19 protein-coding genes and 1 pseudogene are annotated in these 24,390 nt (G+C 43.7%); 18 read left to right on the top strand and 2 right to left on the bottom strand.

Going from position 1 to position 24,390, the window contains the following annotated elements:
• Positions 1 to 226: 226 nt before the first annotated feature.
• The 9 genes and pseudogenes from DWW85_RS10650 (at position 227) to DWW85_RS10610 (ending at position 10,633) form a co-directional block, all read left to right on the top strand.
• Positions 227 to 655, top strand: coding sequence for a GNAT family N-acetyltransferase (locus DWW85_RS10650; protein ID WP_117808618.1), 429 nt, complete (start codon positions 227 to 229; stop codon positions 653 to 655).
• Positions 656 to 687: 32 nt separating this feature from the next.
• A pseudogene (locus tag DWW85_RS10645) lies at positions 688 to 816 on the top strand (linear amide C-N hydrolase); the annotation flags it as partial.
• A 231-nt stretch (positions 817 to 1,047) separates the two neighbouring features.
• Positions 1,048 to 3,150, top strand: coding sequence for a LacI family DNA-binding transcriptional regulator (locus DWW85_RS10640; protein WP_242996172.1), 2,103 nt, complete (start codon positions 1,048 to 1,050; stop codon positions 3,148 to 3,150).
• Between the two features lie 472 nt (positions 3,151 to 3,622).
• Positions 3,623 to 4,639, top strand: a complete 1,017-nt coding sequence (locus DWW85_RS10635; RefSeq protein WP_117808616.1) for a sugar ABC transporter substrate-binding protein — start codon at positions 3,623 to 3,625, stop codon at positions 4,637 to 4,639.
• A 168-nt stretch (positions 4,640 to 4,807) separates the two neighbouring features.
• Complete coding sequence (locus DWW85_RS10630) at positions 4,808 to 6,307, top strand: sugar ABC transporter ATP-binding protein (RefSeq protein ID WP_008402270.1); 1,500 nt, start codon at positions 4,808 to 4,810, stop codon at positions 6,305 to 6,307.
• 1 nt (position 6,308) lies between these two features.
• Positions 6,309 to 7,328 carry a ribose ABC transporter permease gene (gene rbsC, locus DWW85_RS10625; protein WP_008402271.1) on the top strand — a complete coding sequence of 340 codons (1,020 nt, stop codon included), beginning with the start codon at positions 6,309 to 6,311 and terminating at the stop codon, positions 7,326 to 7,328.
• A gap of 21 nt (positions 7,329 to 7,349) precedes the next feature.
• A complete protein-coding gene (locus DWW85_RS10620) occupies positions 7,350 to 8,828 on the top strand; it encodes a glycoside hydrolase family 32 protein (RefSeq protein WP_008402272.1) in 1,479 nt (492 codons plus the stop codon).
• A gap of 21 nt (positions 8,829 to 8,849) precedes the next feature.
• The gene (locus DWW85_RS10615; protein ID WP_117808615.1) at positions 8,850 to 9,815 is read left to right on the top strand and encodes a carbohydrate kinase; all 966 of its coding nucleotides are present in this window, start codon (positions 8,850 to 8,852) and stop codon (positions 9,813 to 9,815) included.
• Between the two features lie 332 nt (positions 9,816 to 10,147).
• Entirely contained in the window at positions 10,148 to 10,633 is a 486-nt protein-coding gene (locus DWW85_RS10610) for a YaiI/YqxD family protein (protein WP_117808614.1), read from the top strand.
• Positions 10,634 to 10,763: 130 nt separating this feature from the next.
• Here DWW85_RS10610 and DWW85_RS12985 read toward each other — a convergent pair whose 3' ends face one another.
• Both DWW85_RS12985 and DWW85_RS10600 read right to left on the bottom strand, forming a co-directional pair.
• Positions 10,764 to 12,038, bottom strand: a complete 1,275-nt coding sequence (locus DWW85_RS12985) for an ATP-binding protein (RefSeq protein WP_242996170.1) — start codon at positions 12,036 to 12,038, stop codon at positions 10,764 to 10,766.
• A gap of 12 nt (positions 12,039 to 12,050) precedes the next feature.
• Complete coding sequence (locus DWW85_RS10600) at positions 12,051 to 12,785, bottom strand: LytTR family DNA-binding domain-containing protein (protein WP_117808613.1); 735 nt, start codon at positions 12,783 to 12,785, stop codon at positions 12,051 to 12,053.
• Between the two features lie 247 nt (positions 12,786 to 13,032).
• Here DWW85_RS10600 and DWW85_RS10595 point away from each other — a divergent pair, with 247 nt between their 5' ends.
• The 9 genes from DWW85_RS10595 to DWW85_RS10555 all read left to right on the top strand — a co-directional run bounded on the left by DWW85_RS10595 (position 13,033) and on the right by DWW85_RS10555 (position 24,330).
• On the top strand, positions 13,033 to 13,233 hold the full coding sequence (locus DWW85_RS10595) for a Ferredoxin thioredoxin reductase subunit beta (protein ID WP_021944545.1): 201 nt from the start codon (positions 13,033 to 13,035) through the stop codon (positions 13,231 to 13,233).
• 195 nt (positions 13,234 to 13,428) lie between these two features.
• Positions 13,429 to 14,703 carry a substrate-binding domain-containing protein gene (locus DWW85_RS10590; RefSeq protein ID WP_117808612.1) on the top strand — a complete coding sequence of 425 codons (1,275 nt, stop codon included), beginning with the start codon at positions 13,429 to 13,431 and terminating at the stop codon, positions 14,701 to 14,703.
• A gap of 94 nt (positions 14,704 to 14,797) precedes the next feature.
• Positions 14,798 to 16,306: a sugar ABC transporter ATP-binding protein gene (locus DWW85_RS10585; RefSeq protein WP_008402285.1), complete on the top strand. Its 1,509-nt coding sequence runs from the start codon at positions 14,798 to 14,800 to the stop codon at positions 16,304 to 16,306.
• 18 nt (positions 16,307 to 16,324) lie between these two features.
• The gene (locus tag DWW85_RS10580) at positions 16,325 to 17,977 is read left to right on the top strand and encodes a galactoside ABC transporter permease (protein WP_117808611.1); all 1,653 of its coding nucleotides are present in this window, start codon (positions 16,325 to 16,327) and stop codon (positions 17,975 to 17,977) included.
• A 245-nt stretch (positions 17,978 to 18,222) separates the two neighbouring features.
• Positions 18,223 to 19,827 carry a response regulator gene (locus tag DWW85_RS10575; RefSeq protein ID WP_117808610.1) on the top strand — a complete coding sequence of 535 codons (1,605 nt, stop codon included), beginning with the start codon at positions 18,223 to 18,225 and terminating at the stop codon, positions 19,825 to 19,827.
• Between the two features lie 19 nt (positions 19,828 to 19,846).
• The gene (locus tag DWW85_RS10570) at positions 19,847 to 21,742 is read left to right on the top strand and encodes a sensor histidine kinase (RefSeq protein WP_173783647.1); all 1,896 of its coding nucleotides are present in this window, start codon (positions 19,847 to 19,849) and stop codon (positions 21,740 to 21,742) included.
• Positions 21,729 to 22,703, top strand: a complete 975-nt coding sequence (locus DWW85_RS10565; protein WP_117808609.1) for a substrate-binding domain-containing protein — start codon at positions 21,729 to 21,731, stop codon at positions 22,701 to 22,703. The genes DWW85_RS10570 and DWW85_RS10565 overlap by 14 nt, the downstream gene beginning before the upstream one ends.
• Positions 22,696 to 23,736, top strand: a complete 1,041-nt coding sequence (locus DWW85_RS10560) for a galactose ABC transporter substrate-binding protein (RefSeq protein ID WP_117808608.1) — start codon at positions 22,696 to 22,698, stop codon at positions 23,734 to 23,736. Before DWW85_RS10565 ends, DWW85_RS10560 begins: the two co-directional genes overlap by 8 nt.
• A gap of 24 nt (positions 23,737 to 23,760) precedes the next feature.
• Positions 23,761 to 24,330: a DUF6553 family protein gene (locus DWW85_RS10555; protein ID WP_117808607.1), complete on the top strand. Its 570-nt coding sequence runs from the start codon at positions 23,761 to 23,763 to the stop codon at positions 24,328 to 24,330.
• The last annotated feature ends 60 nt before the right edge of the window (positions 24,331 to 24,390 follow it).

The raw sequence follows: 24,390 nt of genomic DNA, 5'->3' as shown, positions 1-24,390 counted from the left end.
TCAGCCCGAAACATTTACATTATACTAAATAAATTAGGAAAATGTGACAAAAAGTCATGTAAGTATTGCCTAAGTATTTTCCGGGATATTTTATAATAAATTTATGGGTGGCGGTCTGTTAATAATCACTTTGATATTTTATAATGTAAGCATTGGTTGTAATTTAGTTGATGGTGCAAAGTCAGTTTAAGTGGTCTGAAACTCAGCGGGAAAGGAGAATATAATTATGGAGATCAGAAAAGCGGCAGCAGAGGATTTTGATATTGTATTTGATTTTATAGAGAAATTATGGACATATAATACATATGACAGGGAAGAAATACGCAAAGTATATATGGACGTCATAAATGACGAACGCAGCTTTGCGTTTTTATTATGGGATGAAGGCGTTTGCAGGGGCATGTGCCATGGAGACTATTTCAATACATTCTGGATGTCGGGACTCACATGCTATGTGTCAAGCCTTATAACAAGAGAGAAGGACCGCGGAAATGGCTATGGTGTGGCACTCCTGGATCATGCAAAGGAGCTTGCAAAGCAGAGGGGGTGCAAGGCCGTCACCCTTGATTCCGGTCTTCCGCGGACAGGGGCACATGGCTTCTACGAACACTATGGATTTGAAAAGAGCTGTTATGGCTTTGAACTGATGATATAAATTATCTGAGGAGATTGGAAAGAAGACAAAATATGTGTACAGCGGCGACATATAAGACAAAGGATTCCTATTTTGGAAGAACGCTGGATTATGAATTCTCGTACGGCGATGAGATCACCGTGACTCCGAGAAATTATCCGTTTGAATTCAGATATATGGGCAGGACGGCACAGAACTTGCCAGATATCCGTTGCTGCAGGGGGAGAACATCAACTGGCAGAACTAAGTATCTGCTGCCCCGGGACCCGGGAAATACCAGGAAATAACTTGGCGTTTTTATCTGCATTTCTGCATTTTGCGAAAAATTTGTGCTGTTTTATGTAATGGTGGAGCCGGCAACTGCATGGTGTCAGTAGCCATCGCAGAGCCAGTAGTCTGGATGATGACAGTGGTTGCACAAACATAGAAAAGTAGATTATAATATCGGAAAAGGGCGTTGCCAGTGGCAATGTACGGAAGCCAGAGTTATATCTGTGATAAAGGAGAAAGGACGAGATATGGGCAAGTCAAAGGTTACAATAAAAGAGATTGCGGATATGGCAGGGGTGTCCATAGCTACAGTTTCCCATGTTATCAATAGGACAAGGTATGTAAGACCTGAGCTTGTGGATAAGATAGAGAAGATTATTGTAGAGACGGGATATCAGAATAAGATAGCAGATAAGGAGAGAAAACTGCTGGTTGGCCGAGAGTCTACGATTGTTGCAGTCATTCCGAACATTGAAAGTACGATATACAGAGATATGGTAGCTTATGTGAAGCAGCTTGTCAGTGTACAGGGATATCAGTTCCTTGTGGCGATAACAGACAATGATCTTAAGGAGGAGACACAGGTGCTTGCCGGACTTCTGGTCAACAAGAAGGTTGCCGGTATCATACATGCGCCGGTGAGCGATGTGGCAACCAACTACACAAAGCTTATACAGTCAGGCGTTCCATTTGTCTGCGTGGAGAGAAATATACTTGGATCAGGGATAGACTCAGTTGAGTTCCGAGACAGGGAGGCTATATTTAAGGGCGCAGATTATCTGCTCGCGAGTGGACACAAGAATGTTTTGTTTTTCAGAGAGAGTACGGACAGTACCACCAGGGATGAGAGAACAAAAGGTTTCCTGAGTGCTCTGCGGAAATACAATATAAATACAAACGATGCGAATATAGTGGATGTGACACTGGAAAATGGCGAAGATGACTGTATGCTCGTCATCCAGAAGGCGCTCCGCAGATACAGGCCGACCGCAGTTCTTGCGGGGGGCAACAGAATAACGCTCTACCTCATGAAGACACTGAGAGATATGGGAATCGACTGTCCGGGAGAGATATCTGTGGTTGGGTTTGGTGATGAGAGCTGGTCAGAACTTACATATCCTCCGCTTACCATAATCAGAAGAGATGTGAAGGGGTTAAGCACCAAGGCAGTTGGAATGCTTTTTGAGAAAATCAACACAGGGGCGGTCATATCCCATGACTGCTATGCCGATGTGGAACTGGTTGTCAGGAAATCCACCAAGATGCTGGATAATGGACCATTTGGAGATAAGGCAGCTGCCCCTGATTCCGTGGTGCTGACGAAGGAGGAAAAACAGAGGCTGAAGGCAGGACATTTCAGAGTTGCCATATCATTCCATTACACAGGTACGTCATGGGCTGAGCTTCATGAGAAGGGTATCCGTGAGGAGCTTGAGCAGTTCGGGATAGACGTGGTGTCGGTTATGGATGCGCACTTTGACTCGGAACTGCAGAATGCGCAGCTTGATGGAATAAGACTTCAGAAGCCGGACGCAGTTATAGCTATTCCGGCGGATGACAGCCGTACCAGAGAGAAGTTTCAGGAACTTTCCAAAGTGTCAAAGCTGGTGTTCATAAGCAATGTTCCGGATGGCATGTCCAAGAACAGCTATGTGTCCTGTGTATCAGTAAATGAGTCGGAGAATGGAACGAACACGGGAAGAATGCTGGGGGAATACTGCAAGGAGAACAAGAAAAAAAAGGCAGGTTTCATTATTCATGGTGCGGCATTCTATGGAACAAGAGTCAGGGATAACGCCGCTGAGAGGATAATCAAGGACAGTTATCCTGATATTGACATAGTTACGATCAGGAGTTTTGGAGAGATATCCAATGCATATCAGGTAGCCCAGGACGTGATAACTGCCAATCCTGAAATTGAGGCAATGTATGTGAGCTGGGATCGCCCGGCACTTCTGGTTATAAAGGCACTCAAGGAGCTTGGCAGGGAGGATGTGGCGGTGTTCACCACGGACCTTGATCATGGAATTGCCAGGTGCATGGAGGAAGGAATCGTCAAGGGACTCAGCACGCAGAGACCATACGAGCAGGGAAGAGCGGCCGCGGCAGTTGTTGCCAAGTCCCTGGTAAGTGAAGAACAGCTTCCAAAGTATGTGGGAGTTCAGCCGTATCAGGTTGAGCCAAAACAGCTCAGGCTTGCATGGAAGGAAATCTTCCATGAGTCCATGCCGGACAGATTGAGGTGATATGACATCTTTAGTTAGTCCGTGCCGGACAGATTGAGGTGATATGACATCTTTAGTTAGCCTGTGTCGGACAGAGTTAGAAACTGTATCTTTTTATCTAAAAAAGAATCCGTTAGAGAGAAAATTGTATCTTTCTGGCGGATTTTTTGCGTTTATACACAAGAGACAAGGTGACAAGTAACGGGTGCCAATCATACACTACAAATCCCATAAGTATGACATCTGGCAAAATATTTACGTAAAAAACTATAAAAGACCTGCGAACCCTATAATGCAATCGAGCTTCATTTGTGCAAAATGACGAATAAACAATAAATAAAACACTTGATATTGACAATAACCGACAAAGGTTATATCATCAAAACATGCAAGGGACGAAAAACAGTTTAAAAATTACGTAAATAAACCGGTTAAAAACAGTTTTTCGACAACGAGTTAGCAAAGAAAACACATGATAGTGGAGGTAAAAATTATGAGAAAATTTAAAAAGTTATTAGCAGTTGGAGCATGCCTGTGCATGTCACTCAGTTTACTGGCAGGTTGTGGATCAGGATCAGGAAACGCTTCGGGCAGCGGTTCATCTGATTCAGGTACAAAGCAGGAGAGCACAAAGTCATCTGACCTGTCATTTGCATTTTGTACAAACACACTCAACAATACATTCCAGAGTTCAATTGATGCCAAGCTCAAGGAGCTCTGCGATGCGAACGGAATATCATATACATGTCTTGATCCTGACTACGATCTGAACACACAGCTCAGCCAGTTATCAGACGTGGCAAATAGTGGATACGACGCAGTGTTCATCATCCCGGTTGATTCAGCAGGTATCACATCAGGTCTTGCAGAGATCAAGGATGCAGGAATCCCAATCTTCAATGTAGATACAGCAGTTATCGAGGATGACATAGAGAACTTCGTAACACAGTTCGTTGGAACAAATGCTTACATGGCAGGACAGCTTGTCGGTGAGCAGATGGCTAAGGATTATCCGGACGGAGCAGACATTGCGATCCTTGACTTCCCATCAAATGAGAGTTGTGTAGACCGTGTAAATGGTTTCCTTGACGGACTCGGTGATAACAAGGATAAGTTCAACATCGTAGCACAGCAGGATGGCGAGGCAGCACTTGATGCATCAATGAGCCTTGCAGAGGATATCATCACAGCAAACACAGATCTTCAGGCATTCTTCTGTATCAATGATCCTTCAGCACTTGGCGCTGCAGCAGCAGTTAAGGCAGCCAACAAGACAGGCCAGATTGGTGTATACAGTATCGATGCTTCACCAGATGGCAAGCAGGCACTCCTCGACGGCGAGTTCACAGCAGTTGCATGTCAGGTTCCTGTACAGATTGCTGAGTACGCATTCAACGCAGCACAGAAGTATGTGGGCGGAGATACAACGATCGACGAGAAGAAGGTATATCTTGACTCACACCTCGTACTCAAGGATGAGGCTGAGCAGACAGTTAACGATTGGCAGTAAGGCCGGATCGAAGCCGGCAGTAACAGCACGGGGCTGCCCCCGGCTGGACATACATGACACAACATAGGTGTATATAACACGGGAGAGACCGGGGATCTTAGATCTCCGGCCGAGATCCCGAAAAAGCAGGATAACAAAAGATCTATTTTAGAAACTTGGAGGTTTAATATGGGACAGACAGTTCTGGAAATGATAGGGATAAAGAAAAGCTTCTCCGGAATATATGCTTTAAGTGGCATCGACTTTTCCCTTGAGCTGGGAGAGGTACATGCACTGCTCGGTGAGAATGGTGCAGGAAAGTCCACACTGATTAAGGTCCTCGGCGGAATTTACCAGCCCGACAGCGGAATCATCAAGGTAAATGGCAAGGAGGTCAAGATCAACGGAGTTCCGGCTGCCAGAGAAAATGGTATAGGAATAATACATCAGGAAATCGTACTTGTTCCATATCTTTCGGTGGCACAGAATCTGTTTCTCGGCAGAGAGATAAGGACAAAGCTTGGAACGCTGGACTTTGCAGAGATGAACAGAAGAGCAGAGGAGATGATATCGTCCCTCGGTGTGAATATAAAAGCAGACACGATAGTAGAGAATCTGACCATCGCACAGCAGCAGATGGTGGAGATCGTCAAGGCGGTCTCATTCAACGGTAAGATCATAGTTATGGATGAGCCTACCTCATCACTCTCAAATGAAGAGGTGGAGCAGTTATTTGAGATCATTGAGAATCTCAGAAAGAAACAGGTAAGTATAATCTACATCTCCCACAGAATGGAGGAGCTCTTCAGGATATCTGACAGAGTTACCGTCATCAGGGATGGTGCATACGTAGGAACAAAAAAGACATCTGAGACCAACCCGAATGAGCTGGTTGCGATGATGGTAGGAAGAGATCTGGAGAGCTTCTATGCCAGGGATTACTGTGACATGGACAAGGCAGAGGTTGCTCTGGAGGTAAAGAACCTTTCGCAGACAGGTGTCTTTGAAGATATAAGTTTTTCGGTACACAAGGGTGAGATCCTGGGATTCTCAGGTCTGGTCGGTGCCGGACGAAGCGAGATCATGGAGGCGGTATTTGGTGCCACACAGCCTACATCAGGCGAGGTGATACTCGGCGGAAAGCTGGTACACTTCAAGAATCCGATGCAGGCGATTAAGTCAGGCGTAGCCCTGGTTCCTGAGGACAGAAAGAAGCAGGGACTGGTGCTCGGCAACAGCGTGGCGTTCAACCTTACACTCTCATCCCTCAGATTCTATATGAATGGAATCGCCATAAGCGAGAAAAAGCGCGGTGAGGTCATAGACCATTATTCAAAGCGGTTGCGGATCAAGGCGGCGTCACCTGAGATCGAGGCGGGCAGCCTGTCAGGTGGAAATCAGCAGAAGGTAGTTCTGGGCAAATGGCTTGCAACCAAGCCGGATGTGCTCATTCTGGATGAGCCGACCAGAGGCGTTGATGTAAATGCAAAATTTGAGATATACACAGTAATCAATGAACTGGCAAAGGAAGGCATAGCGATAATCATGGTATCCAGTGAGCTTCCTGAGATCATCAACATGTGCGACAACGTATGTGTGGTCAGAGCCGGAAAACTCGTGAAGAAGCTGTCAAAGGACGAGCTCTCACAGGAAGAGATAATGAAATACGCTGCAGGAGGTATCGAATAATATGGGCGAGACAAAGAAGAATTCAAAAGCAACTTCTATATTAAAAAACAATCCCCTGACATCCATAGTCAAGGGCAACATAGGAATCATAGTGGTTCTGATAATCATGTGTGTGGCCGTAGCACTTGCCACAGACAAGTTTTTAACGACCAACAACATCATATCAGTGCTTAGACAGATATCGATCAACACATACATAGCACTTGGAATGACACTCATAATCATACTTGGTCACATTGACCTGTCAGTTGGATCGATAGTAGCTATGTCGGGAACTCTGACCGTAGGTTTTATAGTTAATCAGGGACTTCCTCTCGGTGTAGCAATAGCAGCAGGCCTTCTGGTCGGCACAGCGGCTGGCTTTGTAAGTGGTTTCATAGTAGCCAATTTCAAGGTGCCTGCATTCATCATCACAATGGCCATGATGAACATAGCAAGTGGTATAGCTTATGTCTACACAGGTGGACAGTCAACACGTATCACAAACAAGCTCTTCATCGAGATCGGTACAGGATATCTGTTCAATGTGATTCCACTTCCGGTAGTGTACATGGTAGTGCTCATCATACTGTTCAGCTTCATCCTCAGTAAGACAAAGTTCGGAACATACGTATACGCGATAGGTGGTAACCGCGAGGCTGCAAGACTTTCAGGTGTACCTATCAAGAAGATAGAGATCATAGTGTTTACAATATCAGGACTTCTCTCAGCATTCGCAGGACTTGTACTCTGTTCAAGAATGTACTCAGGCCAGCCTTCAGTTGGAAGCGGATACGAGCTTGATGCCATCGCGGCCTGTGTACTTGGCGGAACCTCTATGACAGGTGGTAAAGGAAGGATCAGTGGAACAGTATTTGGTGCCATGGTCATCGGAATCATCTCAAATGGTCTTAACCTTATCGGAGTGTCATCATACTGGCAGCTCATCATCAAGGGTCTCATCATCGCATGTGCGGTACTCCTTGATGGACAGAAGGGCAAGCTTGAGCTCCTCAAAAAGAAGAAACTTGCAGCAAACTAGTAGAAAGAGAGGAATGATAATATGGAGATTTTTAGAAAGATGTCCTTCGCGGATTCCACGGGAGATGCAATACCTTTCTACCACGAGGGCAAATATCATATATTCTCACTGACTTCCCCTCCGGGAACAACAGTGTACCCGGCAAGACTCAGAACAACATGGAGCCACAGTGTATCAGATGATCTGGTGCACTGGGAGGAGCTTCCTACAGCGCTCTATCCGGGCGAGGGCGACGAGCCGGATGCATCAGGAGTATGGACTGGATCAGTCATATACGGCGAGGGCAAATACCATGCATTCTATACAGGCTACTGCCTCACCGCAGAGTATCAGCAGACCATATGCCACGCTACAAGTGACGATGGAATCACGTGGGTGAAGGATGCAGCCAATCCGGTCATCACACCTATGATAGAGCTTTACGAGAAGCTTGACTGGAGAGATCCATATGTATTCTACAATGAGGAGGACAAATGTTACTGGATCCTCATATCAGCGAGAAGGTTGGATATGCCGATAACCAGAAGAGGATGTATAGTTCTCTACAGATCAAAGGATCTGGTCAACTGGGAATATTACGGACCGATATATTCACCGGGACACACCAACTGTCCTGAGTGCCCTGAGATGTACAAGATGGGAGACAATTGGTATCTCTCATACTCAAGATTCTCAGAATATGTAAATACAATATACAGAGTTGCAAAGTCGCCATTTGGCCCATGGAGAAAGCCAAAGAAGGATGGCATAGGCGGAAGAAGATTCTACGCAGCCAAGTCCATGCAGGATGATGACGGCAGACGCTTCTACTTCGGTTGGGCTCACGACAGAGCAGACAGAAGCGACAGAGGTGAATGGTACTGGGGCGGAACCTTCTGCGTGCCGCACGAGGTAGTTGCCACAGCGGATGGAGGACTTGACGTAAAGCTTCCAAAGGAATATGAGCATGTATTTGAGAAGCCTGTGGCATGGGATTACATCCCTGTACTTGGAAATGCAGAGCTTCACGGAGACAGACTGGTTGAGATGGATTCAGTAAGCACATGTACATACGGATTCCTTGGACACAACGAGGAGAGCTACATGCTGAAGTGCAAGATCATGCCTAGAGAGGTGTATGACCATTTCGGTATACTGCTCAAGTCAGACAAGGAAGCAAGCGGATGCCTTCTCCTTGAGTTCGATGTGGCCATGCAGAGAGTGTCATTGGTAAATCTTCCTATGGGAGTTGACCCGTTCTGGGTTCAGTCTTGTCAGGCTGTGCCTCCTGCAACGGAGCCGGGCCCTGATGGAGTCAGAGTGTGCGAGAAGACATTTGACATAACAGAGGGCAGCGAGATAGATGTGAAGATCATCGTTGACCATGATATGGTGGAGGTATTTGTCGGAGAACAGGTGGCATTTACATACAGGATATATGCAAAGCCTGAGTTTGAGACAGGACTTCTGGCACAGGATGCAAGAGTAGAATTCTATGACATAGAGATCACAGGAAAGTAAAATTCACAAGGAGGATCCAACATGGAAAAGAAATATGATGTTGTGGCTCTTGGTGAATTCCTGATAGACTTTACCCCTGCCGGAAGCACTGATTCCGGGATGAAGCTCTTCGAGCAGAATCCCGGAGGCGCTCCGGTAAATATGCTCACGGCAGTCAGCAAGGCCGGACTTAAGACCGCGTTTATAGGAAAGGTCGGGGATGACATGCATGGCAATTTCCTTATTGAGACGGCAAAGCAGGCAGGGATAGATACCAGAGGTATAGTTGTCGATGACACGGTATTTACCACTTTGGCATTTGTCACTCTGGATGAGAACGGAGAGCGTGAATTCTCATTTGCCAGAAAGCCGGGAGCGGACACAATGCTCTGTTACAAGGAAGTGGATGCCGACCTGCTAAGAGACACAAAGGTGTTCCATATAGGTTCGCTGTCTCTCACGGATGAACCGGCCAGAACCACCACATTCCAGGCGGTGAGAGAGGCGAGAAAATACGGAGCGGTGATATCCTATGATCCAAATTACAGAGAGCCGCTGTGGGACAACAGAGAAAATGCGATGGAGAGAATGAAGAGTATTCTCCCGTTTGTAGATATAATGAAGCTTTCGGATGAGGAGACGGCACTCCTCACACCATTTGAAGATCCGAAGGAGGCTGCGGAGTATCTCCTTGGAACAGGCGTCAGACTTGTTGCGGTCACCCTGGGAAGTGAGGGTGTGCTGATATGCAGCAGGGATGGCAGCAGAAAAGTTCCTGGATTTGTCAGCCATGTGGTCGACACAACCGGAGCTGGAGATTCGTTCTGGGGGGCATTTGTATCGCAGCTTATAAGGGCGGACAAGAGCCTGGAGGAATTCAGTATAGACGAGCTTGAAGAATTTGCGAGATATGGAAATGCGGTGGCGAGCCTGTGTGTCGAGAAGCGCGGAGGACTCAGATCGATTCCTGAAGAGAGCGAGACATTTGAGAGACTCGCAGTAAAGTAAGTGTACTACAATTTTTCACATAAAATTTTCCCTTAACCCTGAAGACCGGAGAGTTTCCGGTCTTCTTTTTTGTACAATCTAACATTTGGACAGTATAATCATTCAAAAGTGCATTGACTCATAATTCCATTTCCTATAATATGTGGTTGGTGAACAAAAAAATAATCATTGGTCCTGTGTCAAGATTTAGCACAAAATAAAATGAGAAGTTCTGCCAACTAAGCTGCCGGCAGAGAACATACCCTCTCATACATTTTTTCAAAGTCATTGCGAATAAGGCTTTTCTTAAGTGGGTGAAGGCTGATAAGAATGATTTAGATGGAGAAATAATAATGCAGATATTTGTTGATGCAGATGCGTGTCCGGTAGTGGACATTGTTGAGACGATCGCAGAAAAATATAATATACCAACTACACTTTTGTGTGACACGAACCATGTGCTGTATTCTGATTACAGTGAAGTTATAGTGGTTGGTGCCGGTGCGGATGCAGTAGATTATAAGCTGATCAGCATATGCCATAAAGGGGATATCGTAGTGTCACAGGATTATGGCGTTGCTGCTATGGCACTTGGTAAAGGGGCATATGCCATTCATCAATCCGGTAAGTGGTATACAAATGAAAATATTGACCAGATGCTGATGGAACGGCATCTTAACAAGAAAGCAAGGCGAAGTTCTCATAAGCATCATATGAAAGGACCGAGAAAACGTACAGAAGATGATGATTTACGTTTTGCTCAATCCTTTGAAAAACTCATACGGATGGCAAAGGCAAATGAAGGCAGTTCGAAGGAAAATGATGAACAAAGAAAATAGTTGCATGGCTATTTCTATATTGTATATTTGTTTGTAAAATGGAAAAATGAAGCTGAGAATGATGGCTGGTTGCTGATCATAGCGTGATGTGGTCATATATGAGCTTTTCGGACGGACAGAGTAAGAAGTATCAGGTTTCTACCAGTGGCAGTAATACTCTGACGGTGAAGATCTCGTCTTTTGCAAAGAACTGGAACTGACCATGATAGGAGTCGGCGATTGCGGCAATATTCTTAGTTCCGAATCCATGTCCTGTCTGTGTGGAGACAGGCATTCCATTTTGAAAAGAAACCGTTCCGATAAACGGATTACTGATCTGGATCAGAAGTGTCTGATTTCGTTCGGCGAGCTGAACCTGTATGAATTTTTCCTCTGTTTCGATCGATGCATGGAGCGCATTTTCCAGAGCATTTGACAAAATGGCACATAGCTTTGTGTCGGACAAAGGAAGCTCCGCAGGGATAGAAGCCTGAACCAGCAGGGAGATGCCCTCTGATTCCGCTTTTGTATCATAGGCGGACAGAAGCAGATTGATCAGCTCATTTGAACAGAAGCGTTTTGGAGTGATCGCATCTAAGTCGGATTGGACGGTTTGTATATAGTCCCGGATCTTATCCAGATTCCCGGTCCTTGCAAGTGCCTGCAAATAAGTAAAATGATGGCGCATATCATGGCGGTAGGAGGCTGCCTGTGTCTGCATGGTGCGCATATGATTCAGATCAATGGCAGCATGTGTAAGCTGCATATGAAGAGATTCTGCCAGGCGTTCTGCCTGTTCCTGTTCTTCCAGTTTATAATAATAATAAAAGATAAAAACAAAATAGAAAATGCAGCAGATGGACGGCATGAACTGAACTACAAATTCGTTGCTGGTATAAAGCATATCGGTATAAATCGTAGAGGCATAATCGAAAAGATAGTAGCAGAGCGGAAGAATGCCAAGAATATAGACGGATTTATTTGCTTTTGGCATAAAATGCTGCGTCAGATTTGCTTCATAGTGGTATAGGAAATAAAAGGTTACAAAGGCACATCCGACATAAACGATCGTATAGATGATCTTATTGTCAGAAAATAAGCGAACGGCCAGTCCGCACCAGAGAGGAATCTGGCAGCACATATAGGCAGTTAAGACACTGACGATTGAAGTGATCCATGAGCATTTGTATATCAGCCAGAGAAAAAGCACCAACGGAAGATGTACAACGACCGGATACAGCCCTCTGGAGATCTCCTGTCCGAAGACTGCGAAAGAAATGATCTGAAGTATTCCGTCGAGGGCACAGAAAACAGACAGAGAGAGTATGTTTTTCCGGTTAAAAGGAACACCGGTAAAACATACGCTTGCTACTGTACCAAAGAGGAATACGGTAATAAAATAAATACTGTCGCAGAGAAAACTCATATCATTGTCTCCTTATTTCCCAAAAGAGTTTGTATAGGCAAAATTTAAAAACTGTTCCGAAATCTTCGTGTAGTTATTTCTGGAAAGCGGAATCTTCTGACCATCTGTCAGGATGATATCGCTTTTCGTAACATATTGAATGTAATGCATATTTACCGCATAAGAACGATGTGGATATATAAAGTCCGGATAGGCTTTCAGAATATCCTGAAATTCCGTAAAGGTCATTACGGCAGAGATCATGGTCTGATCTGCCAGATGTAAGGTGATGGTTCTGTGTGTGACCTCACCATAGACCAGAGAGGATACCCGGATCCGGCTGTACTGCTTCTCTGTCGTATAAATGATGAAGCTTGCGGTATCTTTTTCATCCAGTTCGGCAAGAATGGAATCTATGGAGGCAAAAAATTTTCCTTCGGTTACCGGTTTTAACAGATAGTTTTGGGCTTTTACTTCGTAGCTGTCTACCGCATATTCCGGAGAACTTGTCAGGAAGATGATCTCGGTATCTGTCCCGGAAGCTCTGATGTTTCTTGCAATTTCAATTCCGTTTTCTCCGGGCATTAAAATGTCCAGGATCGTAATATCAAATCGTTTTCCCTGATCAATGGCATCCAGTAATGAGAAGCCATTTTGAAATATATGGATCTGAAGCGGTGTGGCATGAAGCTCCTGATATCGTTTGAAAAGCGCTGCCAGTATCTGCCGTTCCTGTTTGCTGTCGTCACAAATCGCTATATGTATCAAAAAATCTACTCCTTATCATGGCTTAACAAATATATGATAAGCCGGTCGTTGATCGTCATTTGTACAGGCGTACTCATTGACCTGAGTTCATTATAGCATAGTTCTGATCAAATCGACTGACATTTCATGCACATATAGTGACAATTCATGTAGCGGATGCAAAAAAATAAAATCTGTTGTAGAATGCGGAACTGCTTCATGATAGACTGAAAAAATCAAGAGAATTCAGATCAATGGAGGATTAATAATGGGAAAAGTACGATTCAATGATAATACAGAAATAGTTGCAGCTGTAAAAGAAGGACTAAAAAGGAAGGATGGATATTGTCCGTGCAGGCTTGAAAAGATACCGGAGAATAAATGTATCTGTAAAGAATTTCGGGATCAGATCAATGATCCGGAGTTTGAGGGATACTGCCATTGTCAGTTATATTACAAAGAAAAGTAAAATAATATATGAATTATTATCAGAACATATAGACTGGTTCGTCAAAATAAACATAAAAATATTAATAAATCCAAAAAAATTGCTAATAAATCCAAAAATATTCTATTCTTTCTTCCTGCTTGTCACATTATAATGAATTTAGTCAATGAGACAGAGCGAAAAATAAACAAAATGTACAAACAGGAGGAATGAAATATGAGAAAGAAAAAAATTATAGCTGTCGTTGCAGCAGCAACACTTGCATTATCAATGGTAGGATGTGGATCAGGCGGATCAGGCGGATCAGGCGGAAGCAGCTCAAGCGGAGTTGCAAATAAGGATAAGCCACTTTGCTGGTTCAACCGTCAGCCATCCAACAGCTCAACAGGAGAACTTGATAAGGAAGCATTAAGCTTCAACAAAGATACTTATTATGTAGGCTTCGATGCTAACCAGGGTGCTGAGCTTCAGGGTCAGATGGTACTTGATTATATCAAAGCAAATGCAGCAACAATCGACCGTAACGGTGATGGTGTTATCGGATACGTTTTAGCAATCGGTGATATCGGACACAATGACTCAATCGCTCGTACTCGTGGTGTTCGTTCAGCACTTGGCACAGGAGTTGATGCAAATGGTGCAGTTGATTCAACACCTGCAGGTACAAACGTAGACGGATCAGCAAAAGTTGTTCAGGATGCAAAGCTTGATGTAGGTGGTAAGACATATACAATCCGTGAGCTTGCTTCACAGGAAATGAAGAACTCAGCAGGTGCTACATGGGATGCAGCAACAGCAGGAAACGCTATTGGAACATGGACAGCTTCATTCGGTGATCAGATTGATGTAGTTGTTTCAAATAACGATGGTATGGGAATGTCAATGTTCAATGCATGGGCAAAGGATAACAAGGTTCCTACATTTGGATACGATGCTAACAGCGATGCAGTAGCAGCTATTGCAGAAGGTTACGGCGGAACAATTTCACAGCATGCAGATGTTCAGGCTTACTTAACACTCAGAGTTCTTCGTAACGCACTTGATGGTGTAGACGTTGATACAGGTATCGGTACAGCAGATGAAGCCGGCAACTGCTTAACAGAAGGTGAAGATTACAGATATAGCGAGGAAGAAAGATCATACTACGCATTAAACGTAGCAGTAACTGCTGAAAACTATCAGGATTTCACAGATTCAACAAAGGTTTATGACAAGGTTTCAAAACAGCTTGATTCAAGCAAGAGCCCAACAAAGAAAGTATGGCTTGATATTTACAACGCTTCAGATAACTTCTTAAGCTCAACATACCAGCCACTTCTTGAGAACTACGATGATCTGCTCAACCTGAAAGTAGATTACATCGGTGGTGATGGTCAGACAGAGTCTAACATTACAAACCGTCTTGGTAACCCGGGCGAATATGACGCATTTGCGATCAACATGGTTAAGACAGATAATGCAGCATCATACACAACACTTCTTAACAAATAAGATAACGGATCGGCAGGCAATAATGATTTAACTCAGAGGGGTGTCAGATACAAGATTTGATACCCTTCTTTTACTAAGAAAGGGAAGTAGAGATATGGCAGAAGATAAGAATAAATACATCTTATCGATTCAGGGCATGAGCAAATCATTCGGTAGAAACAAGGTTCTGGATCACATCAATCTGAATGTGAAACCGGGTTCGATCATGGGTCTTATGGGTGAGAACGGTGCCGGAAAATCGACAATGATGAAATGTCTCTTCGGAACCTATCAGAAGGACGAAGGAACTATAATATTAGATGGTAAAGAAGTAAACTTCTCAGGTCCAAAGGATGCCCTTGAAAACGGAGTTGCAATGGTTCATCAGGAGCTTAACCAGTGTCTTGAAAGAAGCGTTGTGGACAACCTGTTCCTGGGACGTTACCCAAAGAATTCCCTCGGTGTGATCGATGAGGGCAGAATGAAAAAAGAAGCTTCGGATCTGTTCAGAAAGCTCGGTATTACCGTAAATCTGACACAGCCGATGAAGAAAATGTCAGTATCGCAGCGTCAGATGTGTGAGATCGCAAAGGCTATTTCTTACAACTCAAAAGTAATTGTACTTGATGAGCCGACATCTTCACTGACAGCACCTGAGGTTGCAAAGCTGTTCAAGATGATGAGACAGTTAAAAGAACAGGGTATTTCCCTGATTTATATATCACATAAAATGGATGAGATCTTCGAGATCTGTGACCAGATATCCGTTCTTCGAGATGGTAGTCTGGTAATGACAAAAGACAGTAAGGATACAAACATGAACGAACTGATCTCCGCAATGGTTGGTCGTTCCCTTGACAATAGATTCCCACCTGTAGACAATGAGCCTGGTGAGACAGTGCTCTCCGTACAGAACCTGTCAACAAAGTATGCACCAAAGCTCCAGAACATTACATTTGATGTTAAGAAAGGTGAGATTTTCGGACTGTATGGTCTGGTAGGTGCAGGTCGTACAGAGCTCCTTGAAACCATATTTGGTATGCGTACAAGAGCAGCAGGAAATGTACTTTATAATGGCAAGATGATGAACTTCTCATCACCAAAGGATGCCATGGATCATGGTTTTGCCCTGATCACAGAGGAAAGAAAAGCAAACGGACTTTTCCTGAAAGCAGATATCACATTTAATACAACAATTGCAAATATGAACCATTATAAGAGCGGAATCGCACTTAGCCATGACGATATGGTTCGTGCAACCGCAGAGGAGATCAAGGTCATGCATACAAAATGTATGGGACCGGATGATATGATCGCAAACCTCTCCGGTGGTAACCAGCAGAAGGTTATCTTCGGTAAATGGCTGGAGCGTTCGCCTAACGTATTTATGATGGATGATCCTACAAGAGGTATTGATGTAGGAGCCAAGTACGAGATCTATGAACTGATCATCAACATGGCAAAGCAGGGTAAAACGATCATCGTTGTATCCTCAGAGATGCCTGAGATCCTTGGTATCACAAACCGTATCGGTGTTATGTCGAACGGTCATCTTGCAGGAATTGTAAATACAAAAGAGACCAACCAGGAAGAATTATTAAGACTTAGTGCGAAATATTTGTAATAGAGAGGAGTTTTGGTTATGGCAGATAAAAGTAAGATCCTTTCGGCTGATGCAGAAGCAGCGCTTTTAAAGCCGATTGATGAATATGTAGGAAAAATACAGTCACAGATCGATGCACTCCGTGTAGACGGATCTGACAAGGTTCAGAGCTATAAGAACCAGATCGCAATTGCGAAGGAAGACAAGAACTTATCAAAGGATGAGAGAACAAAAGCAGTTGCAGCAGCAAAAGCCGGACTGGAAAAAGCAAAGAGTGTGGAAGCAGCAAACAAGGATAAAGTATCCAAGTTGATCGCAGAAGCAGAAAAGTACCTTTCCGAGAATTATAACAGCAAATACTATGATAAAGTAGTTGCAAGCTGCGAGGCAGAAAAAGCAGCAGAAAACGAAGCGTATGAGAAGGTTCGTGCAACGATCAAGACAGAGCACGAACAGACACTTGCCAAGCTGTCCGCTGCAGATGAGATCAAAGATGAGAAATATGTATATAAGAACAGATTGTTTGATGCACAGATGTCTCATGAATCCAGATTACAGGAGATTAAGGACAGAAAGCATGATGCATTTGCACATAAGTTCCATCTGATCGATCTCTTACGGATGTCCAAATACACATTTGGTCAGAAGCAGGCTCAGAAGATCGAGAATTACAAATACACATTTAATACATCCCAGTTCCTTTATAAGAACGGTCTGTATATCGTAATCATCCTGATCTTCATTGCACTTTGTATTATCACACCAATCGTTAAGAATACACAGTTATTAACCGTTACCAATATCCTGAATATCTTACAGCAGGCATCTCCTCGAATGTTCCTTGCACTCGGTGTTGCCGGTCTGATCTTACTTACAGGTACTGACCTTTCCATCGGACGTATGGTAGGTATGGGTATGGTTACAGCAACTATCATCATGCATAACGGCCCTAACACAGGTGGCGTATTCGGACATATCTTTGATTTCTCAAATATTCCGGCCGCTCCTAGAGCAATTCTTGCCCTGGTAGCCTGTATAATTCTTACAACAGTATTTGCAAGTATCGCAGGTTTCTTCATGGCGAAGTACAAGATGCATCCTTTCATCTCGACCATGGCGAACATGCTGATTATCTTTGGTTTAGTAACATACGCAACAAAGGGTGTATCATTCGGTGCGATTGATTCTTCCATCCCTAGCATGTTCATCCCTACATTTGGCAGCTTCCCATCTATTATTCTTTGGGCAATTGTAGCAATCATTGTTGTATGGTTCATCTGGAACAAGACAACATTTGGTAAGAATCTGTACGCTGTAGGTGGAAACCCGGAAGCAGCAGCAGTTTCAGGTATCTCAGTATTCAAAGTAACACTTGGCGCATTCATCCTTGCAGGTATCCTTTACGGATTCGGTTCATGGCTTGAATGTAACAGAATGGTAGGTTCCGGTAGTGCTGCTTATGGACAGGGCTGGGATATGGATGCCATTGCAGCCTGTGTAGTTGGTGGTGTATCATTTACAGGTGGTATCGGTAAGATCTCCGGTGTTGTAACTGGTGTACTTATCTTCACATCATTAACATACTCACTGACAATCCTTGGTATTGATACAAACCTTCAGTTCATTTTCGAAGGTATCATCATCCTTGCGGCTGTAACTCTTGACTGTCTCAAGTATGTACAGAAGAAGTAAGGAAATGTAATAATCGCTCACAAAAAAAACGATATAAATCAAAAGCCGCTCCGTTCGTCTTTGATATGCTTTCTGTCAGGCTGACAGATGCAGGCTCCAGACTGAACGGGGCGGCTTTTAAAATATCAGGAGTACGCTGCTATTTTATTTGGGATATATACGGTAAAACGGGATTTTGGGGTTCATTCTGAACGTAGATTTGTTATAATAAGGAACAGATAGAAAGAATAAAAGAGGAATGAGATATGGATAATTATAAAGTGGTACTCGTCGATGACGAGGTGGAAGTAATCGATGCGATCGAACAGAGAATTCATTGGGATATATTAGGATTTGAAGTCGTTGGAAGTGCGACAAATGGTGTGAAAGCACTGGAGCTTGTGGAGAAGCAGCAGCCGGATGTCGTGATAACGGATATCAAGATGCCATATATGGATGGACTGGAGCTTGCCAGAAGATTGAATAAAGAATATCAGAATATCCATATCATCATTTTTACAGGATTTGATGAGTTTGAATATGCGAAGGAAGCGGTTCATCTGGAAGTAGAGGAATACATGCTGAAACCGATCAATGCGCTGGAGCTTACGGAATGTATGAAACGATTGAAAAAGACGCTGGATAAGGAGAGAGAAGAACGTCTGAATGTAACAAAGCTTGAGAATTATCTAAAGGATTCCCTTCCGGTGCTTCAGACGAATCTGTTTGTTTCGTTGATCGAGGGTCGTGTAAATGAAGAATATTGCGAGAAATTTTTGAATGCGTATCAGATCGATATAAAAGGACCGTATTATTGCTGTGCGATCTTTCATACCTCGGAGCATCATGTTCCGGATGGTATGAATCCATTGCTGCTTGCCATGTCAGTCGAGCATGAGATCAAGGATCGTTTAGCACCGGAATGGAAGAATCATATGTTCACATATCTGGGAAATGCGCTTATGATCATAGAACTGGAAACGGAAGAAATGGTCGTTGCATTTACAGATGCCTGTGACCGATTCTGCAAATGGGCATATCGTGTTATGGGAGCTGTTGTGACTGCGGGAATCGGAAGAGTCTGTGATAATCTGATCAGCATTAATTCTTCTTATGATGGAGCAAGAGAAGCAGTTTCTTATCGCGTGTTATATGGAACGAGCCGTGCGATCAATATTGGTGAGATCGCACCGAAGGAGCAGGAGATCCTAATCCAGCCGGAGGATACAAAGATGCATGATCTGTTCAAGGCTATTCATCTGGGAGTACCGGAGACACTTGAACAGTCGGTGCGGAAGGAAGTGGAGAAGCTTCACAATAATGCGCAGACTGTGAGCCAGTATAACCTTGCGATCATGGAGATGGTGGGAGCATTTTATCGATTCTGTGCTAATAATTTTATAGATTTTAATGAGTTTTGCGGTAATGTCGGAAATCCATACGAACGTGTACCGGAGATGGATGAAAGCACATTAACCGCATGGATGATCGATTCGGCAAAAGCCATCAGTGAGGAGCTGAAAAATGCCAGAAACAGTACATCGAGGCGTATGGTTACGGATGCGCAGAATCTGGTGCATGACAGGTATATGGAGCCGAATCTTTCCCTGGATACCGTGTGCTCGGCACTTGGAGTATCGAATTCTTATTTTTCCAGTGTATTTAAAAAAGAGACAGGAAAAGCATTTGTAACATATCTGACTGATTACCGGATGGATCATGCGGCAGAACTGATTCTCGAAACAAATGAGAAAAGTTATCAGATTGCAGAGCGGGTCGGTTATCTTGATGCAAATTATTTCAGTTATGTATTTAAGAAGCGTTTTGGGGTATCGCCATCCAAATACAGAACGGAGCATCTGAAAAAATAAAGGGTAAATAAGGGGAAGCGTGTTGAAGGATATAAGAAAGAATAAAAAGAAGAAAAATGAAAGTTCTATTATCGGACGTCTTCGGGGGTGGTTTTATCACGGCAGATTTATAGGTTTTGATATTCAGTCGATCATTATGACGGTGCTTACTGCCCTGACGATCATCACAACCGTTATCATGGGTCTGCTGTTGTATAATCGTTTTAAGATGGCAATTAAGCAGACTGCGGTCACGAATACGGAAAATATGGTGGAAAATACTGTTGAAAAGCTGGATGCGGATCTGTTAAATGTGCGTCAGATTACGAATGCGGTGAATTATAATATTATTCAGGAATATGATATTTCCAGTCGGGATTTTAACCGGCAGTTCAGTCTGTTATATGAGATTAATGCCGATAAAATCCAGAGTATGGCGTTATATGATGATAAAGGAAATCTTCTTACGGCAGAACCGGTCGCGGTACAGAAGGATGCTGTGGAACCGTCGGAGCAGGACTGGTATCAGGATGCAGAGGCAGATATCGAGAATATTCATTTCTCTATACCGCATATCCAGAATCTGTTTGTCGATGGCACATATCGATATTACTGGGTTGTATCTCTCAGCCGTTCAGTTGATATTAACGATGGTGAGCAGCCGGGAAGTGGTGTCCTTTTGGTCGATATGAAATATTCGGTGATAGAGGATACATTGGCACGGATCAATGATGCGTCAAATGGCATCTATTATTACCTGTGCAGCCGTGATGGTCAGATGATCTATCATCCGCGCGGAACCGATATGGACAGAGGATATTTCAAAGAAGAATACAGGGATGCAGCAACCTATGAGGATGGAACATATGAACTTACGTTCAATGGCAGGACAAGCAATGTGATCGTAAACAGTGTTGCTTATACCGGATGGAAGGTGGTCGGTGTAGTACCGGAAAGTGTACAGATCGCGAGCATCAACCGGTTCCGGTATTATATCATTACAACGGTTATCATTCTTATGATGATGCTTTTAGGGGTGAACCGTATTATTTCGAAGAAGATATCCAGGCCGATTCTGAAGTTAAATGAATCAGTCAAAGCATATGAGGCAGGTGGTCCGACAGATATCTACATCGGTGGATCGTCCGAGATCCGTCATCTGGGATATTCCGTTCAGAAATCCTATGAACAGATCGAAGCTTTGATGCAGGAGATCATACGGGAACAGACGGAACGAAGAAAGAGTGAGATGGATGCGCTGCAGAGCCAGATCAATCCGCATTTCCTCTACAATACCCTGGAATCCATCACATGGATGGTAGAAGCAAAGAAGAACCTGGATGCGGTGTTTATGATCTCCGAGCTTGCAAAGCTGCTTCGTATCAGTCTGTCAAAGGGCAGAACGGTGATCAGAATATCGGATGAGATCCAACATAGCAGAAGTTATATGAATATTCAAAAAGTTCGATATAAGGAGCGTTTTCAGATCGAATTTGATATTGATGAAGAGATTAATGAGTACTGTACAGTAAAGCTGATCGTTCAGCCGATTCTTGAAAATGCCATTTATTATGGTGTAGGGAATATGGATGAGGATGACGGCGGCAAAATCACGATCCGGGGAGAGAAAAAGGACGACGATATATATATTTCCGTAGAAGATAATGGTATGGGAATGAATGAGGACATTGTAGAGAATATATTAAAAGATAATAACAAAGTACCAAAACATGGTTCAGGTGTCGGTCTGATCAATGTTCATTCCAGAATTCAGTTGATGTTTGGAAATGAATATGGTCTGGAGGTTTACAGTGAGCCGGACGAGGGTACAAGGATTGTGATCCACATACCGGCTATTCCATATACAGAGGAGAATCGGGAACAGCTTGAAACACAAAATTATGGAAAGGGGAGAGTGACAGATGAAGAGAAATAGAATTACTTTCCTCATAGCAGAGCTGATCCTGGTTGCCATTGCCGGTATATTTATCAACCGGATCTTTCGGGAAGATAATCCACAGAAACGTGTGGCAGTTATTCTTCCGGATTCCGGTAATACCAGATGGGAAGGTCTGGTTAATGGACTGAAGCAGTCTGCGCAGGTAAATAATATTCATTTGATCATCTGTAATACAGATGAGATCGTAAGTGCAGATGATGAAAAAGAGCTGATCGATGAACAGCTTGAAAATGATGTGGATGCATTTATCATCTGTCCGGCTCCCGGAACAGATACAAAAGATATGCTTACGTCTTTGCAGGCGGAGAAAGAGACCTTTGTTCTGATAACGGAGGATGCATATATGGCAGATGACACAGAATCGACCGGATTTGTAACGATAAAGCCGGATAACTATCAGATCGGCTATACTCTCGGCAGGCAGATCATAAAAAATGATACAGATAAGTCGGCAGGCAAGAAGATCGGAGTGATTGTCGGACGGGCAGAGACTGAGGCAAGTGTCAGCCGTGTAAAGGGACTTACCGATGCACTTGCAGGATATAACTGTGAGTTTGTCTGGACATATAATCAGAATAGCGGTAAAGATACCTGTAAGGCGGTGGATTCTCTGGAAGCGGTTGATTATATAGCAGCTATGGATACAGAAGCTCTCGATACACTCGGAGAAAATGCTGAAAATGGGTATTATAAAGGGGCAGAAATATATGGGGTAGGTACAAGCATGAAATCCATAGCCCTGCTTGATTACAACAAGATTAAATGCCTTGTTGTGCCGGATGGGTACAGCATCGGTTATGAGAGTGTAAATGAGCTCGCAAAGAAACTTGGACGACCATTATATACATTAAAAAGTCATGAAGAAGCGATACGGGTAATCTATAAGGATGACCTGTTTTCGGAAGAGACAGAAAGGTTTTTATATTCGTATGAATAGAAAGAAAATAAGAAAAATAATAGCCTGTATATGCATATTGGCAGTTATGATGTCTCTGGTATCCTGCGACAGCAGGAAAAATCAGAAAGACAGAACTCTGCGGGTCGGCGTTGTTACGTATACGCCGGATGATCCGTTTATCAATGCAATGACAGATATATTGAAGGAGGATCTGAAAGCATTAGAAGCAAGTGATATGAAGGTTATCGTATCAGTCAGAAGCGGAGATAACAGTCAGCAGGAGCAGGATGAAGTGGTGGAGGAAATGATCGATGCCGGATGCGATGTGCTTTGTGTAAATCTGGTCGATCGAACTGCTCCGTCAAATATTATAAGACTCGCAAGACAGAATAATATTCCGGTGATTTTCTTTAACAGAGAGCCGGTAAGAGAGGATCTGCTGCAATGGGATAAGCTGTATTATGTCGGATGTGATGCAGCACAGTCCGGCGAGATGCAGGGGGAGATTGCTGCGGAATATATAAAGAATCATCCGGAGGTGGATCGCAATCAGGATGGTAAGATCCAGTATGTACTCTTAGAGGGTGAAGCCGGACATCAGGATGCGATCAGCCGGACAGACTGTTCGGTAAAGACCATTCTTGAAAATGGTGTGAAGCTTGAGAAACTGACCTATCAGTTTGCAGACTGGAACCGCGCACAGGCAGAGAACCGAATGAGCCGGTTGATCAGTCAATATGGGGATCAGATAGAAATGCTTATTTCCAATAATGATGAGATGGCACTCGGTGCAGTCGAGGCTTATAAGAATGCCGGATATATGCAGAGTGATTATCCGGTCATCTTTGGTATCGATGGATTAGATGATGCGCTGGAAGCTGTTCGGCTGGGCACTATGCAAGGAACTGTCTATAATGACAGAGAAGCACAGGCAAGAAAGATTGCGCTGATTGCAGTAGCCTTGTTCCGTGGAAATGATGTGAGCGTATTAGGACTTGAGGATGAACGGTATTATATGGCACAGTATCGTAAGGTCGATGTCGATAATGTGGATGAATTTTTGCAAAAATAGCTATGCAACAGGAGGTTTGCAGGTATGCAGGATATATGGATTGAATCTTTTTATAATGAAATTGATGCTGAGAAACGACAGGCATTTCTAAAAGAACATACAGGAGATCCAAAGGACGAATTGGACGCATTTCGAGAGAAGCTCTGGATTGCCCGGTATGGCAAACGAAAACCAAAGAATGATGCATTTGTGGGCTATCTGATGCAGATGAAATATATCGCAGAAGGTGGCGGCATGAGCCTTGGCGCACAGAAAAGAAAGCAGGCTGCGGAAGTCCTGACAGGTTTATTCCTCGGAAACTATGACAATCTGGATATCGAGAAGCAGGAAATGATATTTTATGAGATTAAAAATGCTTTCCTGAAGCTGATCGGTGTCAGCAAGAACGGACGTGGATTTACTTCTGTTGTATTTGGCATGGGGCAGTTATCCGATGAAAGTGTAGCAAAGAAGATCGCAGATCAGGTCAGCACGATCGCATTTGCCACACCGCATATGCTTCATATGGATAAGGAGTTTGCGGTATTCCAACAGGCAGCACTTGAAGCCTTTCGACAGGAATTCCCGAACCGGGAGCATTTTCTGAAGAAGTAGGGGTGTCCGTGATATGGTGTTGGATAGTTATCAGGACATGCAGGATATTGTTAAATATGC

The organism is Clostridium sp. AF17-21AC, from assembly GCF_003461365.1.
Taxonomy (GTDB): Bacteria; Bacillota; Clostridia; order Lachnospirales; family Lachnospiraceae; genus Coprococcus; species Coprococcus ammoniilyticus.
Note: the sequence above shows the minus strand (reverse complement) of the source record. Positions and strands in the feature narration are given on the sequence as shown.

Excerpts from the sequence above, each read along its gene's own strand:
- DWW85_RS10635 (WP_117808616.1), top strand. The coding sequence starts at position 3,623 with ATGAGAAAATTTAAAAAGTTATTAGCAGTTGGAGCATGCCTGTGCATG.
- DWW85_RS10560 (WP_117808608.1), top strand. The coding sequence starts at position 22,696 with ATGAATAGAAAGAAAATAAGAAAAATAATAGCCTGTATATGCATATTG.
- DWW85_RS10595 (WP_021944545.1), top strand. The coding sequence starts at position 13,033 with ATGGGAAAAGTACGATTCAATGATAATACAGAAATAGTTGCAGCTGTA.
- DWW85_RS10565 (WP_117808609.1), top strand. The coding sequence starts at position 21,729 with ATGAAGAGAAATAGAATTACTTTCCTCATAGCAGAGCTGATCCTGGTT.
- DWW85_RS10610 (WP_117808614.1), top strand. The coding sequence starts at position 10,148 with ATGCAGATATTTGTTGATGCAGATGCGTGTCCGGTAGTGGACATTGTT.
- DWW85_RS10585 (WP_008402285.1), top strand. The coding sequence starts at position 14,798 with ATGGCAGAAGATAAGAATAAATACATCTTATCGATTCAGGGCATGAGC.
- DWW85_RS10580 (WP_117808611.1), top strand. The coding sequence starts at position 16,325 with ATGGCAGATAAAAGTAAGATCCTTTCGGCTGATGCAGAAGCAGCGCTT.
- rbsC (WP_008402271.1), top strand. The coding sequence starts at position 6,309 with ATGGGCGAGACAAAGAAGAATTCAAAAGCAACTTCTATATTAAAAAAC.
- DWW85_RS10615 (WP_117808615.1), top strand. The coding sequence starts at position 8,850 with ATGGAAAAGAAATATGATGTTGTGGCTCTTGGTGAATTCCTGATAGAC.
- DWW85_RS10590 (WP_117808612.1), top strand. The coding sequence starts at position 13,429 with ATGAGAAAGAAAAAAATTATAGCTGTCGTTGCAGCAGCAACACTTGCA.
- DWW85_RS10620 (WP_008402272.1), top strand. The coding sequence starts at position 7,350 with ATGGAGATTTTTAGAAAGATGTCCTTCGCGGATTCCACGGGAGATGCA.
- DWW85_RS10630 (WP_008402270.1), top strand. The coding sequence starts at position 4,808 with ATGGGACAGACAGTTCTGGAAATGATAGGGATAAAGAAAAGCTTCTCC.
- DWW85_RS10575 (WP_117808610.1), top strand. The coding sequence starts at position 18,223 with ATGGATAATTATAAAGTGGTACTCGTCGATGACGAGGTGGAAGTAATC.
- DWW85_RS12985 (WP_242996170.1), bottom strand. The coding sequence starts at position 12,038 with ATGAGTTTTCTCTGCGACAGTATTTATTTTATTACCGTATTCCTCTTT.
- DWW85_RS10650 (WP_117808618.1), top strand. The coding sequence starts at position 227 with ATGGAGATCAGAAAAGCGGCAGCAGAGGATTTTGATATTGTATTTGAT.
- DWW85_RS10555 (WP_117808607.1), top strand. The coding sequence starts at position 23,761 with ATGCAGGATATATGGATTGAATCTTTTTATAATGAAATTGATGCTGAG.